The organism is Bacillus sp. CCNWLW194 (genome assembly GCF_037120585.1).
Taxonomy (GTDB): domain Bacteria; phylum Bacillota; class Bacilli; order Bacillales; family Bacillaceae_G; genus Bacillus_A; species Bacillus_A basilensis.
The window spans coordinates 174,130-191,191 of the sequence record NZ_JBBBBL010000012.1 but is presented as its reverse complement, the minus strand read 5'-3'; the positions used below and the strand labels follow the sequence as shown (position 1 = coordinate 191,191).

At 36.5% G+C, this 17,062-nt stretch carries 17 protein-coding genes; 8 read left to right on the top strand and 9 right to left on the bottom strand.

The features are described from left to right. Nucleotides 1–68: 68 nt before the first annotated feature. The 7 genes from gerLC to V7S50_RS24675 all read right to left on the bottom strand — a co-directional run bounded on the left by gerLC (nt 69) and on the right by V7S50_RS24675 (nt 7,610). Nucleotides 69–1,235 (bottom strand): spore germination protein GerLC, encoded by a 1,167-nt coding sequence (gerLC, locus tag V7S50_RS24705; RefSeq protein ID WP_242255320.1) that lies wholly within the window; start codon nt 1,233–1,235, stop codon nt 69–71. Further along, the gene (gene gerLB / locus V7S50_RS24700) at nt 1,219–2,343 is read right to left on the bottom strand and encodes a spore germination protein GerLB (RefSeq protein WP_242255322.1); all 1,125 of its coding nucleotides are present in this window, start codon (nt 2,341–2,343) and stop codon (nt 1,219–1,221) included. The genes gerLC and gerLB overlap by 17 nt, the downstream gene beginning before the upstream one ends. Then, complete coding sequence (gene gerLA, locus V7S50_RS24695; RefSeq protein ID WP_142332813.1) at nt 2,344–3,822, bottom strand: spore germination protein GerLA; 1,479 nt, start codon at nt 3,820–3,822, stop codon at nt 2,344–2,346. A 101-nt stretch (nt 3,823–3,923) separates the two neighbouring features. Continuing rightward, nucleotides 3,924–5,396 carry a sodium:solute symporter family protein gene (locus tag V7S50_RS24690; protein ID WP_242255324.1) on the bottom strand — a complete coding sequence of 491 codons (1,473 nt, stop codon included), beginning with the start codon at nt 5,394–5,396 and terminating at the stop codon, nt 3,924–3,926. Next, a complete protein-coding gene (locus V7S50_RS24685) occupies nt 5,393–5,590 on the bottom strand; it encodes a DUF3311 domain-containing protein (protein ID WP_242255326.1) in 198 nt (65 codons plus the stop codon). Before V7S50_RS24685 ends, V7S50_RS24690 begins: the two co-directional genes overlap by 4 nt. 1 nt (nt 5,591) lies before the next feature. Next, nucleotides 5,592–6,767 carry an amidohydrolase gene (locus tag V7S50_RS24680; RefSeq protein WP_242255328.1) on the bottom strand — a complete coding sequence of 392 codons (1,176 nt, stop codon included), beginning with the start codon at nt 6,765–6,767 and terminating at the stop codon, nt 5,592–5,594. A gap of 132 nt (nt 6,768–6,899) precedes the next feature. Then, entirely contained in the window at nt 6,900–7,610 is a 711-nt protein-coding gene (locus V7S50_RS24675) for a C39 family peptidase (RefSeq protein ID WP_147808316.1), read from the bottom strand. Between the two features lie 377 nt (nt 7,611–7,987). Here V7S50_RS24675 and V7S50_RS24670 point away from each other — a divergent pair, with 377 nt between their 5' ends. The 8 genes from V7S50_RS24670 (at nt 7,988) to V7S50_RS24635 (ending at nt 16,269) form a co-directional block, all read left to right on the top strand. Beyond that, the gene (locus V7S50_RS24670; RefSeq protein WP_242255330.1) at nt 7,988–9,403 is read left to right on the top strand and encodes an amino acid permease; all 1,416 of its coding nucleotides are present in this window, start codon (nt 7,988–7,990) and stop codon (nt 9,401–9,403) included. A gap of 282 nt (nt 9,404–9,685) precedes the next feature. Further along, a complete protein-coding gene (locus tag V7S50_RS24665) occupies nt 9,686–10,561 on the top strand; it encodes a cytochrome aa3 quinol oxidase subunit II (RefSeq protein WP_063225096.1) in 876 nt (291 codons plus the stop codon). 33 nt (nt 10,562–10,594) lie between these two features. Further along, on the top strand, nt 10,595–12,529 hold the full coding sequence (qoxB, locus tag V7S50_RS24660) for a cytochrome aa3 quinol oxidase subunit I (protein ID WP_000762376.1): 1,935 nt from the start codon (nt 10,595–10,597) through the stop codon (nt 12,527–12,529). 13 nt (nt 12,530–12,542) lie between these two features. Beyond that, entirely contained in the window at nt 12,543–13,145 is a 603-nt protein-coding gene (gene qoxC, locus V7S50_RS24655; protein ID WP_000729313.1) for a cytochrome aa3 quinol oxidase subunit III, read from the top strand. Beyond that, nucleotides 13,146–13,457: a cytochrome aa3 quinol oxidase subunit IV gene (gene qoxD, locus V7S50_RS24650; protein WP_000531382.1), complete on the top strand. Its 312-nt coding sequence runs from the start codon at nt 13,146–13,148 to the stop codon at nt 13,455–13,457. Between the two features lie 219 nt (nt 13,458–13,676). Beyond that, entirely contained in the window at nt 13,677–15,506 is a 1,830-nt protein-coding gene (locus V7S50_RS24645; protein WP_242255331.1) for a monovalent cation:proton antiporter family protein, read from the top strand. 53 nt (nt 15,507–15,559) lie between these two features. Further along, the gene (locus V7S50_RS24640; protein WP_242255332.1) at nt 15,560–15,817 is read left to right on the top strand and encodes a DUF4022 family protein; all 258 of its coding nucleotides are present in this window, start codon (nt 15,560–15,562) and stop codon (nt 15,815–15,817) included. A gap of 14 nt (nt 15,818–15,831) precedes the next feature. After that, complete coding sequence (locus V7S50_RS24635) at nt 15,832–16,269, top strand: GNAT family N-acetyltransferase (RefSeq protein WP_242255333.1); 438 nt, start codon at nt 15,832–15,834, stop codon at nt 16,267–16,269. Between the two features lie 39 nt (nt 16,270–16,308). Here V7S50_RS24635 and V7S50_RS24630 read toward each other — a convergent pair whose 3' ends face one another. Both V7S50_RS24630 and V7S50_RS24625 read right to left on the bottom strand, forming a co-directional pair. Continuing rightward, the gene (locus tag V7S50_RS24630) at nt 16,309–16,737 is read right to left on the bottom strand and encodes a hypothetical protein (protein WP_242255334.1); all 429 of its coding nucleotides are present in this window, start codon (nt 16,735–16,737) and stop codon (nt 16,309–16,311) included. A gap of 4 nt (nt 16,738–16,741) precedes the next feature. Next, nucleotides 16,742–16,942, bottom strand: a complete 201-nt coding sequence (locus tag V7S50_RS24625) for a helix-turn-helix transcriptional regulator (RefSeq protein ID WP_000301182.1) — start codon at nt 16,940–16,942, stop codon at nt 16,742–16,744. Between the last annotated feature and the right edge of the window lie 120 nt (nt 16,943–17,062).

The window sequence follows — 17,062 nt, the reverse complement described above, 5'->3', positions numbered from 1 at the left end:
GGCTCCCGGAAGAACCGCCATTAATATCGTGCAACTAATACCCAATCCAGTAAACAACTTCCATCACCTTATTTCACTTTCTTTGGTAAAGCTGAACCCGAATGTTCAATTGTTGGATCAACATGAACGTGAATTTCAGCATTACTAAAATAATTCTGGCCTTGATCCCAATTTTTACTTATTTTTTTCCACTCTTTATAATTATGCCTCTTATATACCTCTCCTAATTCCAATACATCTACCTTATATTTTTTTTGAACAAGCTGTATAGACTTTTCAATACGCTTCGTCATTTCCTTTGAAATCTCTTTCTTTAAAAGTTTTTCATTCATCACTTGTTTCGGTTCATTAAAATGTAACTCAGCTAATATGCCTTCTGTGGACAAATGAATATCAAACTTCGGTTTTGTAGCATTTTCAGTAGACACCTGGATCTTTCGGCGCAACTTATGAATTTCATATGTAATGAGCTGATTCTTTTTACGAACAGTAAAGAAACCTCCAATTTTTTTACCTATTATATAGTTCATTCCTAATGTTTGTTCTCCACTCAAAGTTCCAACGCACTTATTATCCTTTCCACGAACCAATGCCGCTCCTTCCATTTGCACACCTTGTTTTGTTAGCCCTAAAAGAGGTAATGCAAAACTTCGATTTGCAATCATTTTCCCCTGCACTTCACCAATTCTCGCCGCCTCAATCATTTGAGCGTTTTTCGGAGGATGTTCAGCTAACATATCAATATACTGCGCCGGTAAATTTTCAGGTTTTGCACTCTGTTTTAAAATAGATTCTGCATTTTTCTTCGAAACAAACAAACGAATATTTCTTCTCATTTCATGATCGCGAATATATACATCTAACGTATTTTGCAAAACATACGGATTTGCCAATAATTCTTCCGAAAAAATAATTACTTGTATGTGCGGAAAAAATAATGTTCGACTAATTTTTTTAGCAATAATTCGGATTTGCTCAAAGACACTATCTGCTTTCGCACTAACATTAATGTAATTTTCACTACCTCCACCGCCCTGTCCACCTTGTTGCGCTAACTTACTAGGAAGTACCATCTGATACGTCCCTTTCATAATCGGATTTGATTTCTTTTTCTTCACAATATCGTAAGCTGCGCCTACTACAAATCCTCTTTCTTCTATTTCTTCTAGTTCAGAGCACCCACTTATAGATCCAGCCAAAACCATAACCATTATAATTTTAAGAAGGTGTTTCATTTCTACCATTCCTTCTTTTTATTTTATATACAATAAAAACTAACAGAGGCGCTAACACGACAAACCCCATATCTATCCACGCTAAATATGTGCCGTAACTTGATAAAGTATCTAAATTACCAGGGAGCATATTCATCATAAAAATAATAGGAGCACTTACGAAAATAAAAATATGTTTCTTCACTTTCGGAAACATGGCACAAAATAATAAAGATGCGACGTCATAATACATTGCTGTAGTGTTATAAATAGTAATAATCCAAGTAGTAAAAAAAATCGCATCGAATCTTTCTAAAAACCCTCCACCAATTTCAATTTCTTTCCCTAGTTCAATTGTTGGATATGTCAATCCACGCGTTGTCATGTACGTAAAAACACTAATACAAGTTACATAAATTAAAATATATGACAACACGTTTACCATCACCGCTTTTGCAACTGCCATTGGCGCTTTTTTTGCTGTCTTATCGTTTAACAACACAGCATAAAACAGAGCTACCTCAAATCCAATAAACGTAAAAATAGAATTTTTAACCCCCACAACATATTGACCTACTTCCGTTTGAAAAGCTGGAAATAAATTGTTTATTTCCATTAGATTTATATTTAATAAAGACAGCAGCACTATCGCAATTAAAACAATAGGCAAAAATATAACATTTAATCGTAATAAGGCCGCTCTCGATCCTGCTATTCCATAAATAACAACTAATAAGAAGAAGAAAGACAGTAATTGTATCGGTGTATCACTAAATAAATACGTTTGAGAAATGATCGAAATCATTCGCGATTCATATGCTGTTAAAGCCGCAAACGTTAATACTAAAACCATACTAATCGTGTATGCCACCGGCTTCGTCAAATGAGCACTCGTATATTGAACAAAGTTTTGTTTTGGGAATAAAATAGCCACCCTCGTTACAAACCAGCCTAAAACTGCACATATTAATCCGCCCAAAAGCAAAATAATCCAACCATCCGAAAATAAAGTTTGGTTGGCAATATCCCTTGGCATAGATAATGCGCCTATACCAATAATGGTGGATGATACCGCAAACCCAATTTCCCGAGATCCAATTTCTTCATCGCCATACTCAAATGGTTTCAATTATTCTCGCTCCTTTGGACGTATTGTAGAATCTTTCGTTTGTAAATATTCCGGTCTCTCTTTCAACATTGATTTTGGCATGCGAATAAACTCTTCTTTCCAATCTTTATAAAATGCAGGAGCAATTGGAGTTGTATACGGTACACCAACACTTGTTAAATTTGTAATATGAACAGCAAGCGCAATAAGAGCTAGAATGATTCCATACAATCCAAAAGCAGTTGCTGCTAATACAAAGACGAAAAGTAAAATTCGAAACGTAATTGTGATGCTATACACCGGAAGTGAAAATGTAGCTATAGCTGTAACCGCAATAATGATAACTAAAAACGGATTTACAATCCCTGCGTTCACCGCTGCTTCTCCAATTACTAGACCACCTACAATCCCAATTGTTTGCCCCATCGGTTTCGGCAACCTAATTCCTGCTTCTCGTATTAACTCCATCGTTAATGCCATCATTAACGTTTCAATATATGCAGGAAACGGAACACCTTCTCTTGCCCCAGCAATTGAATAAGCCAATTTAGAAGGAATAAGTCCTTGATGATATGAGACGAGCGCTACATACATCGCTGGCATTAAAATCGCAATTATACCAGAACCCATCCTCAAAATTCTTAATAAAGTCCCTATTACCCAACGCTCATAATGATCTTCCACAGATTGAAAAATATCAACAAATACTAGCGGAGCTATAAGGGCAAACGGTGATCCATCCACCAAAATAGCTGCCTTTCCTTTCGCTAATGAGGCCACAATATTATCAGGCCTTTCCGTATTTAAAAACTGCGGAAACGGTGACAAATTATTATCTTGAATTAATTGCTCAATCGTACCCGTCTCAAAAACGACATCTGTCACTATTGACTGAAGACGCCGATCTAGCTCTTTTACAATGTAAGGATTAATAATGTCTTCTATATATACTAAAGTCACTTCTTTTTGGGATCTCTTTCCCATAATATAAGATTGAAATCTCAGCTTTGGGTCACGTAAACTACGGCGAATTAACATCTTATTCACGTTAATATCTTCATTTAATCCAATCCTCGGTCCACGTATTAAATCTTCTGTTACTGGCGGTTCTAAACTTCTTTTTTCCCAAGCTCTACTATTAATCACAATAGCGGTTTGAATATTATCAATTAATATAACTGTATCTCCCGCTAAAATTGCATTTATAATATCCGGAAACGTTGTCTTCTTACCAACTTCCGCAATAGAAATAAAACGATCCAATAACGTTTGAACAACAGCTTCTTCTTTTTGTACTTCTTCATATTGAAGTGTACGAACTACATATTTATAAACATTATCCTTATCTGTTAACCCACATAAAAAAACAACAGCACAACGTGTATAACTGCCAGCAAGGACAACTTCTCTAATTGTTAAATCATTAGGTGAACCTAACTCGTCCCTAATTTCTTTCATAACTTCAAACAAGTTACCTTTTAACTCTAACAACTTCCCCACCTAACTTCCTTTTCAACAAGTTTTTAATTAGATTCCGCTAATAGAAGGAAATATATACAAAAAAGAGCTATCTCTTTTCAAAGATAGCCCTAACACACGAATCACTTTTCTACTATTATATTGTCTGTCTTTATAGACACACTTTTCGTAAACCCACTAACGATAAACATCACAATCATATTCATTAACAATGCAACTATACCTACATTTAAATCTTTTATATATTGGGGGAAACCCGGAAACATCGTAGCTATAGTTGAACCAGATAAAGTAATATATGCGACCACTAACAACCCAATCCCCATTCCTGCAATTGCCCCTTGCTTCGTAATAATCTGACGTGGAAACAAACTACATACAAGTGCTGGGAAAAGTTGTGTCACTATACTATATCCCATTAAAAGAAGTGCCCCTATCGTTTCTCCACCTTTAAAAGTGAACAAAACAGCTATAAGCGTTACTACTGGAACAAATAATTTCGCCGCTTTAGCAACTTGTCGATCCGAAGCAGTTGGGACCATTGTTCGGTAAATATTTTTCGCTAATAATGTAGAAGCGGCCATGACAAGCATAGAACCCGGAACTAATGCTGTTAAAACCCCAGCACTACCAATAATCCCAATAAACCACGGATCAAAAGTTTGAAGAGCCAGACGGAATAACGAAAGGTCTACATCCCCTCCCTTTAATCCAGGAACTTGCAAGATAGCTGCAAACCCTGCAAAGAACACGAAAAGTAAAACTAAAGAATACAATGGCATAATTGCCGCATTTTTACGAAATACTTTTTCATTTTTTGCAGAGAAAGCAGAAGCGAATGTATGGGGCCACATATAGAAACCGAGAGCTGTTAATACAATAGTAGAAACAAACCAAGAAATGCTCATTCCTTCATCAGGTAAAGATAAAAAGCCTGGTTTTGCTGCTTCTACAGCTTCGAACATCGGCTGAAATCCTCCATAATAATGATATGGTAAATATATACCTAAAAACATAACGATAAACAGTATCATAATATCCTTCAAAGCAGCTGTCCAAGCAGAGCCATGTATACCTGAAACCATTACATATATCGTTATAACAATTGCGCCAATCCACACTGCAATAACTGGTGATACCCTTCCGTACGACGCTTCCGAAACGATAATTCCTAATCCTTTTAACTGTAAAACAAGGTATGGGATAATCGAAATAACCCCAATGATAGAAACGATAATGCCAAGTGTCTGACTCTTATATTTCTTCACAAAAAAATCCGGCTGTGAAACGAGATTATGCTCTTTCGCATACTTCCAAACTGGCGGCAATAAAAAGTAAGATAAAATATAAGCTAATGCACCATAACCTAAAATATAGAAAGTAGGTGCTCCTTTACTATATGCCCATCCACTTCCACCTAAAAATGTGAATGTCGTATAAATTTCACCTGCCATAAGGAGAAAAACAAAAACAGTGCCAAATCCTCTTCCACCAACTGACCATTGTTCTAAATTCATATCTTTTCCATGTTGCGCCCGAATTCCTAAAAATAGTGCGAGAAACAAAAACAAAATAATGATAAGTAATGCGGTCATTTTACATCCCCCTTATTAGCAGGATCGAATACGTACACAATCCCCATACAAAGAGACGTAATGAGAACCGATAATAATACCCAAAATAATAAAAATGGCATCCCTAATATGTAAGGAATAACTGAATTAGCAAATACAGGTCCAATAACTAAACAAAAAACTGGAATAAGCGCTAATACGTGTATTTTCTTCATCTCATTCTCCTTTACTTATGAAATTCATAATAGATGATACAAAAACTTCCACGCCAATCGGTAATGCATCTTCATCAATCGTAAAACGAGGGTGATGGTGAGGATATATAATTCCTTTCTCTTTATTTCCCGCTCCGATAAAAAAGAATGTCCCTGGTGCCTTTTGTAAAAACGCTGAAAAATCTTCCCCGGCCATCGTCGGCTGTAAACGAGTAACTCGTTCCCTTCCATAAAGCTGTAATGCTGTTTGCTCAATAATCTCTGTAACTTCATAGTCATTTACTACTGGTCGATATCCATATTCATAAGAAAACGTATATCCCGCTCCGTAAGCACCTGTCACATGCTTCACAATCCGCTCAATCCTTTGCTCTGTTTCTTCTCGCAATTCATGTCTTAAACTCCGCACTGTCCCTTCAATCTCCGCTTGTTCTGGAATCACATTATGAGTTGTCCCAGCATGAAATTGCGTAACAGATACTACAAGGGAATCTAACGGATTCGTGAGGCGAGATACAATTTGCTGAATTTGTGTAACAATTTGTGTGCCGATGGCAATACTATCAACCGTTTCATGAGGGATTCCAGCATGTCCACCTTTTCCTTCTATCGTAATTTTAAAAACATCTGGGGCAGCCATTGCAGGACCATAAATTACACCTACTTTCCCAACCTCTAACGACGCCCAAAGGTGAGCACCAATAATATAATCCACCCCTTCCATTACACCTGCTGCGACCATTTCCTCTGCACCACCAGGAAAGTTTTCTTCAGCATGTTGGAATAGAAAACGAATCTCCCCTTTAATCTTCTCTCTTTCTTCTACTAACTTATGTACGACTCCAAGTAATATCGCTATATGTCCATCATGACCACATGCATGCATCACACCTGGGTATGTAGAAATAAAATCAAACTCATTTTCTTCATGAATAGGAAGAGCATCCATATCAGCTCGAACCGCAACTATTTTACCAGGTTGCTTACCAACCAAACTTGCCATTACACTATATTTAGTAGGTCTTGACACTTCTAAATATGGGATTTTCCGAAGTATATCGAACACAAACTGCGATGTTTTCTCTTCTTGAAAAGATAGCTCTGGATACTTATGAAAATGTCTTCTCCACTCAACCAACTGATTCTTTGACAAAACAAGTTCTTTTGCAACATCCATTTCTCTTCTCTCCTCCTTCACCAAGTTAAATGTTATTATAACGTGAATCGCTAACTTTTAAAAGAATCTTCTGAATTTTCAATCTAAATAATTTAAAAATAAAAAGCCATCAAAAAGATGACTTTTTCATTATTATAAAATAGTAATCGCTTGTTTCCCCATTTGCTCCCAAGCTTTCTCAAACTCTGTTCGCGGAACAGCCAAACGCGGATTATTTTTAAGCGGATCATTTACATACACAAAGTTTTGATCATATCCAATTACTACTACACTATGCTCAAAATATGTAATTTTCACTTCGCCAGAGCTTGTTTTCCATGTTTCAAAACTACTCTCAGCTAATGGCTTAAACGTTGTATTAATAATGACCCATACCGGCGAACCAGAACTAACTACTTTATACATATCTTGCACGTCTCTACCTGTTAAATTAACTACTTTTTCAGGAACATATTTTTCCGCTAAATTAAAAATAGGTTGATTATATACACCATATCCTGGCTCTGCCTTCGTATAAATATTTCCAACGAACCCCTCATAAGGATTTCCACGTAAACCATTTTGTTCAAATGGAACACGATGAATTTCGCTAGCAAGTTGCATCTTATCTACTTGCACACCTTTATATTGTAGCAACATAGCTAAGCTTGTCACTTCACATCCACGAGGTAATTCTGGTAACTGCTTTATAAACGGAACATTTTCAATCATAGTCGCTTCTTTCATTTCAGATAGAAACTCTAAACGGAATACTTGCGCCTTTTGTATAATTTTATCTTTCCCTATAAAAAACGCGGCAGCAAGTATAATTCCAAAAACAAAAAGATATTTTAACTTTTTCATTTTAAACAAAACTCCATTAATTATTATTTTACAGACATACCTTCTATCATTGTACCTTTCTTCTTACTAGTTTGCTAGAAAGATTCTGTGAATTATTGTTCACAACTAAAACGTTACAAAATTCTAATTATTTTTAATAGAGGGAAAAAACGATATACTTTCCTGAATTATTTTGCTAAAATCAAAATAATTAACATAGTGAAGATATCACCTTGTTAATAAACATTCTTAGAGTATTTAGTCATAGTTCGTATTTTTACATACTCCATTCATTTCATAATAAATAAGCCGAGTATGTGTCACATCCCCCACTAATGATTAAAAACTCTGAATGAAAAGCAGTTTATACATACAAGAAAATAACGGGGTGAGGGCATATGAATCAACAAGTAGAACAAACAGATTTAAAACGAACAATGAAAAGTAGACACCTATTTATGATTGCACTTGGTGGTGTTATCGGAACTGGCCTATTTATGGGATCTGGTCAAATCGTCCATAACGCTGGTCCTGGTGGAGCTATTCTTGCATTTTTAGTCGGTGGATTTGTTATGTATTTAACGATGTTATGTCTTGGTGAATTATCCGTTGCTATGCCAGAAGCAGGTTCATTCCAAAGCTATGCAAGCAAATTTATTTCACCTGGTTTTGGGTTTGTTGTCGGTTGGATGTATTGGTTAAATTGGGCGGTTACAGTTGGAGTAGAGCTAACAACTGTAAGTATTTTAATGAAACGTTGGTTTCCAGACGTTTCTTCGTGGATTTGGTGTGTTACATTTGCAGCAGCACTCTTTCTTGTAAACGCTTTATCAGCAAAGGCATATGCAGAAGCAGAATTTTGGTTCGCAAGTGTAAAAGTCGCAACTATTGTTGTTTTCATCGTACTCGGTGGCGCAGTTATGTTCGGTCTACTAGACTTTAACGGAAAACCAGCTCCAATGCTTCACAATTTCACTGAAAATGGCGGATTATTTCCAAATGGTGCATTAGCTGTTCTTCTTACGATGATTACAGTAAATTACTCCTTCCAGGGAACAGAATTAATCGGAATTGCTTCAGGAGAAAGTGAAAATCCTGAAAAAACAATTCCAAAAGCGATCAAAAATACCATTTGGCGCACTCTATTCTTCTTCGTCCTAGCAATATCAGTTGTTGTAGGTTTACTCCCGTGGCAAGAGGCTAATCTAGTCGAAAGTCCATTTGTACTTGTATTTGATGTAGCTGGCGTTCCATATGCAGCAGACATTATGAACTTTGTTATTATTACAGCTGTATTATCTGTAGCTAACTCTGGTCTATATGCAAATTCTCGTATGCTTTGGGCGATGGCAAAGCAAGGAATGGCAAGTCCAGCTTTTACGAAGTTAACTAAAAAAGGTGTACCACTAAATGCATTGATTTTCAGTCTAATCTTTGCAAGTCTGTCCTTATTAACAAGTGTATTTGCGGCAGATACTGTCTTTTTAATTTTAACATCTATCGCAGCAATGGCTGCCGTTGTCGTTTGGATGTCAATTGCGGCTTCACAGTTTTTCTTCCGTAGAAACTTCGTGAAAAACGGTGGCGACATAAATGATTTAAAATATCGTACACCACTCTATCCGCTAGTTCCAATCGTAGCATTCTCACTCAACTTCATTACATTTGTTAGTTTAGCTTTCATCCCAGATCAGAGAATCGCTCTTTATTGCGGCATTCCATTTATGATTATTTTTTACATTTTACACCAAGTAAAATACAAAAAAGTTGTCACACTTGAACAACAACAGACTATCACACAAGGAATAAACTAAATATACGAAATATTCAGCTATCTTCCTTATGATAAGATAGCTTTTTTCTATTTCTTGGATATCCTGGTATAACTTTATTTATCTTAAAATTTTCACAATCACGTTTTTCTCTGGAAAATAGTTTACAATGTAATCAAGTTACAAATGATATTCACCTTAAAAAGTGTGCATTTGTGTCTATTTTTTAACAATATGACAAAAACTATTGCCTTCTATAAATTAATAGGTTTATATTGTTTTATTGGCATAGTTTCAATCCAAGGAGAAAGGAGATTTTCAATCGTGCAACTAAAGAAAGCATTTTGGAAGTTGGCTTCGCTTCTTCCGTTATCATTACTTCTGTTCCTCGGCGGCTGTGATAAGAAACTCGCAGTATTAAATCCGCAAGGACCTGTTGCAAAAGCACAGTATGATTTAATTGTTTGGTCATTCTTGCTTATGTCATTAATTATCGCAATTGTATTCATCCTGTTTACAGTCATCTTGATTCGTTATCGTGAAAAACCAGAGAATATGGACTACGAGCCACCTGAACAACACGGTAACACATTATTAGAAATTATTTGGACGCTTGTTCCTGTTATTATCGTTATCGCATTATCGATCCCAACAGTAAAAGCAACTTACGCTTCGGAAGAGGTTCCGAAAGAGTCCAAACATATTAAACCAGTTGAAATTTATGTTACATCTGCAAACTGGAAATGGTTATTCAGTTACCCAGAGGAAAAAATTGAAACCGTTAACTATTTAAACATCCCAGCTGGTGTACCAATTCAATTCAAACTGACTTCTGTCGGCCCAATGAATGCTTTCTGGGTACCAGAACTTGGTGGTATGAAGTACACAATGGATGGCATGATTATGGACCTTTATTTACAAGCTGATAAGCCAGGTTCTTACCTAGGCCGTAGCGCGAACTTCTCTGGTGAAGGATTCACTCACATGGAGTTCGAAGTTGAAGCAAAAACTAAAGAGAAATATGACAAGTGGGTTAAAGAAGTACAACAAACTGCTCCTAAACTAACAGAAGATAAGTACAACGAAATTGTTAAACCTGGTGTAGTTGGTCGTATGACATTCTCTAGCCATCACTTAGATTATGTAGATCCAAAATCACTTGAATATTGTGATTACAACTACTACAAAAACAAAAAATAATAGCTATAATTCCAACAGATTGGAGTGAACACAGTGAAGCTTGATGAATTCTTTGTCACAGGTGACCCGATTATTTACGGTGCAGACGCTTCTATCGTTCTTGTGACATTAGCAATCATTTTCGTACTAACAAAGTATAAAAAATGGAAATGGCTTTGGGACGAATGGTTAACAACTGTTGACCATAAAAAAATCGGAGCCATGTATATTATTTCTGCGGTTATCATGTTATTCCGTGGTGGTATGGATGGTTTAATGATCCGTGCACAGTTAACATTCCCAGAAACAACTTATTTAAACGCTGAACACTATAACGGAATCTTCACAACACATGGTACAGTAATGATTCTTTTCATGGCAATGCCATTCGTTATGGGATTAATGAACCTTGTAGTACCATTACAAATTGGTGCTCGTGACGTTGCATATCCGTTCTTAAATGCTTTAAGTTTCTGGTTATTCTTTGTCGGAGCAATGTTATTCAACATCGCTTTCGTAATCGGTGGTTCTCCAGACGCTGGGTGGACTTCTTACTTCCCAATGGCGGGTACAGAGTTTACTTCTGGTGTAGGAAATAACTACTACGCAATTGCATTACAGATTTCAGGTCTCGGTACGCTAATGACCGGTATTAACTTCCTTGTTACTATCTTAAAAATGCGTACACCTGGTATGACTTTAATGAGAATGCCAATGTTTACTTGGTCAATCTTAATTACAACAATTATCATTATTTTCGCTTTCCCAGTATTAACAGTTGCTCTTGCATTAATGACATTTGACCGTCTATTCGATGCTCACTTCTTTACGATGGCGAGCGGCGGTATGCCGATGTTATGGGCCAACCTGTTCTGGGTATGGGGTCACCCTGAAGTATATATCGTTATTTTACCGGCATTCGGTATTTTCTCTGAAATCATTAGTACATTCTCACGTAAACGTCTATTCGGTTACAGTGCGATGGTATACTCAATGGTTGCAATTTCTTTACTAAGTTTCGTCGTATGGCTTCACCACTTCTTCACGATGGGTGCAGGTCCAGCGGTTAACTCATTCTTCTCGATTTCGACAATGGCGATTTCGATTCCAACCGGGGTTAAGATCTTTAACTGGTTGTTTACACTGTATAAAGGACGTATTCGTTTTACAGTTCCAATGCTTTGGTCATTGGCATTTATTCCAAACTTCGTAGTCGGTGGGGTTACAGGGGTTATGCTTGGAATGGCAGCAGCTGATTATCAATACCATAACAGCTACTTCCTAATCGCTCACTTCCACTACGTATTAATTGCAGGTACAGTATTCGCTATGCTTGCTGGATTCACATTCTGGTATCCAAAAATGACTGGTCATATGTTAAATGAACGCCTAGGTAAATGGACATTCTGGATCTTTATGAGCGGATTCAACATCTGTTTCTTCCCAATGTACTTCTTAGGTTTAGACGGTATGACTCGTCGTATGTACACTTACTCTGAAAGTCTTGGATGGGGATGGCTAAACCAAATCGCATCTGTTGGTGCGGTAATGATGGGTATTGGCTTCCTACTTCTTTGCTACAACGTAATTTGGAGTGCACGTCACGGTGAACGTGACACAACTGGAGATCCATGGGATGGTCGTACACTTGAATGGGCAACTCAATCTCCTGTACAACATTACAACTTCGCGAAGCTTCCTGAAATTAAAGAAGCTGATGCTTTCTGGTACATGAAGAAACGCGGAGAAACAGTTACACCAGCAGCAGAAGATTTAAAACCAATTCACATGCCAAGTAACTCTGGTGTGCCTATTATTGCGTCTTTATTCTTCGGTCTTGCAGGTTTCGCATTAGTATTTAGCTGGTTCTGGCTTGCAGCAATCGGCGGCGTTGGTATTTTAGCTTGCTTAATCTATCGTTCATTCGATTATGACGATGGTTACTACGTAAGTGTTGATGAAATTAAAGAAACAGAACATATAGCATGAGAGGTGAAATGACATGGCGGCTTTAGATAAAAGCTTACCTTTGGAATATCAATCCGAACAAAGCAGATTGAATATCCTAGGATTCTGGATTTTTCTTGGGGCTGAAATTATGCTGTTCGCAACACTTTTCGCCTCTTATCTAGTCCTTGCTGGTCGTACGGCAGATGGCCCAACTCCAGCGCAACTGTTTGAACTTAAAACGCTTTTAATTCAAACATTACTACTTTTAACAAGTAGTTTCACATGTGGTATCGTAATTCACGAAATGCGTAAGCACAACCAAAAAGCAATGCTTGGATGGTTCATCCTTACATTACTTTTAGGTGCAGGTTTCCTATTCTTTGAAATCGAAGAGTTCATTATGTACATCGGTGAAGGCGCAACAATTCAAACAAGTGCTTTCCTATCTGCATTCTTCGTTCTTCTTGGAACGCACGGGGCCCACGTAACAGGCGGTATCATTTGGGCAATTTGTGTTATTATCCAAATTTTGAAACGAGGTTTAACACCAGTTACAGCTCGTAAAGTATTCATTATCAGCTTATACTGGCATTTCCTTGATCTTGTTTGGGTCTTTATTTACACACTAGTTTACTTGAACGGGATGGTGGCGTAAATGGGTCAAAATAACAACCAAGCAAACGGGCATGCGCATAGCGGATTCCCTTGGTCACACGTTTTCGGATTTATTTTATCGCTTGCACTAACGTTCCTAGCGCTATACGTGGCACTTTACACAAACCTGCCACTTTCAACGATCTTAACAACTATTATCGTAATGGCTGTTGCGCAAGCGTTGTTACAATTAATCATGTTCATGCACTTAAAAGAAGGAGAAGGAAGAGTTCAAATTCTTACAATGATATACAGTTTCTTCGTTGCAACTGCAACAGTTGGTTTAACTGTATGGATCTTCTTCTCAATGTAATGTACATGAAAAGACTGCTGAGATTCCTCAGCAGTCTTTTTTTATGCCCTCTCCTATTTCATCCACATTACGGAATTAACAACAGAATCATGAAAAGTATACTTATTATGACAAATGTTAAGAAAACTCTTTCTTTATGAAATCGAATCCATATGCGTTGCTTTTCTACCTATTATATGGCTAAATAGGTACTATATTTATTTGAAGGGAGAGAACGCAATGGAACATCACACTTCTGTTCTATCACTTATGGTTGTCGTTGCAATCGCGTTTTTCGTTCCCCTTTTGTTACAACGCTTTAAATTAAAAGCACTTCCTGTCGTTGTTGCAGAAATCATCGCAGGAATCTTTGTAGGTAAAAGTGGGTTTAATATTATTGAGCCAGATATGTGGCTTCAAGTCTTATCGACACTAGGATTTATCTTTCTTATGTTTTTAAGCGGTTTAGAAATTGATTTTTCTATCTTTAAACAAAAAGGGAAAAAGAATACGACAAACGAACCAAACACATTCCAAGCAGCAAGTATTATCTTCTTATTTATTTTCATCTTATCTTATGCCCTATCATTACTATTCGTATGGCTAGGATTTGTAGATAATGCAATGTTTATGACTTTAATTATTTCAACAATTTCTTTAGGTGTTGTCGTACCAACATTAAAAGAGAATAACTTAGGAAAAACAGCAATTGGACAAATCATTTTATTAGTCGCTGTTATTGCAGATTTAGTTACAATGATTTTACTCGCTGTATTCGTCGGATTAAATTCCGAAAGCGGCCAAAGCATGTGGCTCCTTCTCCTTCTATTCGGCGCTGGTATTATTATTTACTTCATTGCAAAACGCTTTAAAAACATTCCATACTTAGATAGCTTAAAAGCTGGTAGTGTACAAATTGATACACGAGCTGTTTTTGCACTCATCTTAATATTAGTTGGTTTATCTGAATCGGTTGGGGCAGAAAATATTTTAGGTGCCTTCTTAGCAGGTGTACTCGTATCGTTATTATCACCAAATGAAGATATGGTTGAAAAACTTGATTCCATCGGATATGGTTTCTTCATTCCTATTTTCTTCGTAATGGTTGGTGTAAATTTAGAGGTTTGGTCTATTTTCAAAGAACCTTCTAGTATGCTCATGATCCCAATTTTAATTGTAGGACTCTTTATCTCAAAATTGTTACCATCACTCGTTTTACGAAAATGGTATCCACGTAATATCGTACTGGGGAGTGCCATCTTATTAACATCGACACTTTCTTTAGTTATTGCAGCTGCACAAATTGGTGAAAAACTAGGCATCATCAGTCCAAGTTTATCTGCTTCCCTTATTTTAAGCGCAGTTATTACTTGTATTTTCGCACCTATATTATTTAAAAAGATGTTCCCGAAAGTAGAAACGCCAAAGCCAAAAGTTTCTATTATTGGTGCGAGTAGAATTACCCTTCCGTTATCACTTGATTTAAAACGAGAAGATTATGACGTAACACTATATATGATGCGTCAAAATAAAATAAATGATGAGGAAGCGAAATCACATGACTTCCCTATCGTGAAATTAGATGACATCGCAATTGCATCATTAACTGAACAAACAGCATTTCATGCAGACCGCGTTGTTGTTGCAACAAGCGATGATGAACAAAACTTATTATTAGCAGAACATGCTAAAGAGCTAGGTGTTGAACATGTTATTGCAAGTGTAGAAGATCCACTTCTACAAGAAAAAGCAACGCAAGAACATATCGCCGTATTCTCAACAATTAACTCTACACGTATTCTATTACGTGCACTAATTGATAAACCAAGTCTCGTGCGCTTAATTACAACAGCAAACGAAACAGTCCGTGAAGTTGAACTACGGAGTAATAAATATAACGGCGTTGCACTTCGTCGCCTTCCATTTTTAGGCGATGTACTAGTCATTCAAATTTATCGTGGGAATAAAGCATTAATTCCACATGGTGATACAAGACTACAACACGGTGATACCTTACTTGTAACAGGTTCAAAAGAACATATCGATACACTAAAAAGCATATTAGAATAGAAAAATGCCCCTCACATAATTGAGGGGCATTTTTCCCCATTTCATATGGTAAAATGTTACTATCATATATTATGGGGATGGATCACATTATGTCTATTGTAACTTTAGCTCTCTTATTATTAGCAGAAGTACTCGTTGCCATTATTCTCATCGGTGTTAGCATTGAAATTTGTAGTTATGGATGGAAAAAATCGAATGGAATAAAATACTCTTGCCTCTTATTTTCACTCCTTCTCGGAACTGCTAGCATACTCGGACTTTTCGCCGCACCTGCCTATTTCTTTATACAACTAACAGAAAAAGGTTTATAAGAAAGGATGTTAATATGATTACCGTGAAAAATATTGATGGATCTGAAACTTACGTATTACGTCAAAAAATTTTACGCCCGAGTCAAACATTAGCAGATTGTAAATACCCTTCCGACTATGAAACAGCCAGCTTTCACTTAGGCGCATTTATAAACGATAAACTGGTTAGTATCGCTTCCTTCTCAAAAGAAATATACCCTGACTTACCAGCCGGTATTCACTATCGTTTACGAGGAATGGCCACATTACCTGAATTTCGAAACAACCACGCTGGAAGCTCCTTAATTCAGAAGGCAGAACAAATATTACAAGAACGTCAAGCAAATATATTATGGTGTAATGGCCGAGTTACTGTAGCTGACTATTACAAGCGCCTAGGCTTTCAGGAACATGGTGAAATCTTTGAAATTGAACCGATTGGTCTTCATAAAGTACTATATAAAAGGATATAAGAAAAGCTTTCCGCAATACGGGAAAGCTTTTCTTATATTTCAATCTTCATTTTTTATTTTTTTCATATATATGTATATAAACAAACTAGGAACTAAAAAACAAGTAAACATAATAAGTCCTGTCATACTAATTTCCCTTATCGAAATATCTGGTGTTACAATAATACAAATAGCTAAGATCCCAATAACAATACCTACTGGAATTAATAATAACTTCATAAAATAATTGCGTGATACTCCCCCTGTATGCTCATACACTTCCACTGAATTTTTCAGATTTAAAAAGTTAATAACTATTATCCCGCCCATAAATACCATTAATAAATCTGAAACACTTTCATATCCTGCCCCTTGCAAAACGTAGCGATAAAAAACAATACCTAGTATGATGATATTTTGTAAGATAAAAACTAGTCTAATATGTTTTAGCCCCTCAATCATTAAACGTTCATCTTTCACGATTTTCATCCTATCACTCCTTTTCCTCCCAAAACAAATCATTCAATGTTTTATCTACCGCATAACAAATTTTCAAACATAAATCTAAAGACGGGTTGTATTTCCCCTTCTCAATTAAACTAATCGTTTGCCTAGTAACGCCTACTTTTTCTGCTAATTGTTGCTGTGTTAAATCTAACTGAACACGCGCGACTTTTATTTTACTTACAGCCATTCATGTTCCTCCTCTACCCTTAGTGTAACATATACATTCCATTAAGTAATTTATAATTTACATAATTAATTTAAGTTTCACTTTATTATACACAAAAAAGGAGCCTCTCATAAGAAGCCT

Excerpts from the sequence above, each read along its gene's own strand:
- qoxC (WP_000729313.1), top strand. The coding sequence starts at position 12,543 with ATGGCGGCTTTAGATAAAAGCTTACCTTTGGAATATCAATCCGAACAA.
- V7S50_RS24635 (WP_242255333.1), top strand. The coding sequence starts at position 15,832 with ATGATTACCGTGAAAAATATTGATGGATCTGAAACTTACGTATTACGT.
- qoxD (WP_000531382.1), top strand. The coding sequence starts at position 13,146 with ATGGGTCAAAATAACAACCAAGCAAACGGGCATGCGCATAGCGGATTC.
- V7S50_RS24685 (WP_242255326.1), bottom strand. The coding sequence starts at position 5,590 with ATGAAGAAAATACACGTATTAGCGCTTATTCCAGTTTTTTGTTTAGTT.
- V7S50_RS24675 (WP_147808316.1), bottom strand. The coding sequence starts at position 7,610 with ATGAAAAAGTTAAAATATCTTTTTGTTTTTGGAATTATACTTGCTGCC.
- V7S50_RS24680 (WP_242255328.1), bottom strand. The coding sequence starts at position 6,767 with ATGGATGTTGCAAAAGAACTTGTTTTGTCAAAGAATCAGTTGGTTGAG.
- V7S50_RS24670 (WP_242255330.1), top strand. The coding sequence starts at position 7,988 with ATGAATCAACAAGTAGAACAAACAGATTTAAAACGAACAATGAAAAGT.
- V7S50_RS24640 (WP_242255332.1), top strand. The coding sequence starts at position 15,560 with ATGTTACTATCATATATTATGGGGATGGATCACATTATGTCTATTGTA.
- gerLC (WP_242255320.1), bottom strand. The coding sequence starts at position 1,235 with ATGAAACACCTTCTTAAAATTATAATGGTTATGGTTTTGGCTGGATCT.
- V7S50_RS24625 (WP_000301182.1), bottom strand. The coding sequence starts at position 16,942 with ATGGCTGTAAGTAAAATAAAAGTCGCGCGTGTTCAGTTAGATTTAACA.
- V7S50_RS24630 (WP_242255334.1), bottom strand. The coding sequence starts at position 16,737 with ATGAAAATCGTGAAAGATGAACGTTTAATGATTGAGGGGCTAAAACAT.
- V7S50_RS24645 (WP_242255331.1), top strand. The coding sequence starts at position 13,677 with ATGGAACATCACACTTCTGTTCTATCACTTATGGTTGTCGTTGCAATC.
- V7S50_RS24690 (WP_242255324.1), bottom strand. The coding sequence starts at position 5,396 with ATGACCGCATTACTTATCATTATTTTGTTTTTGTTTCTCGCACTATTT.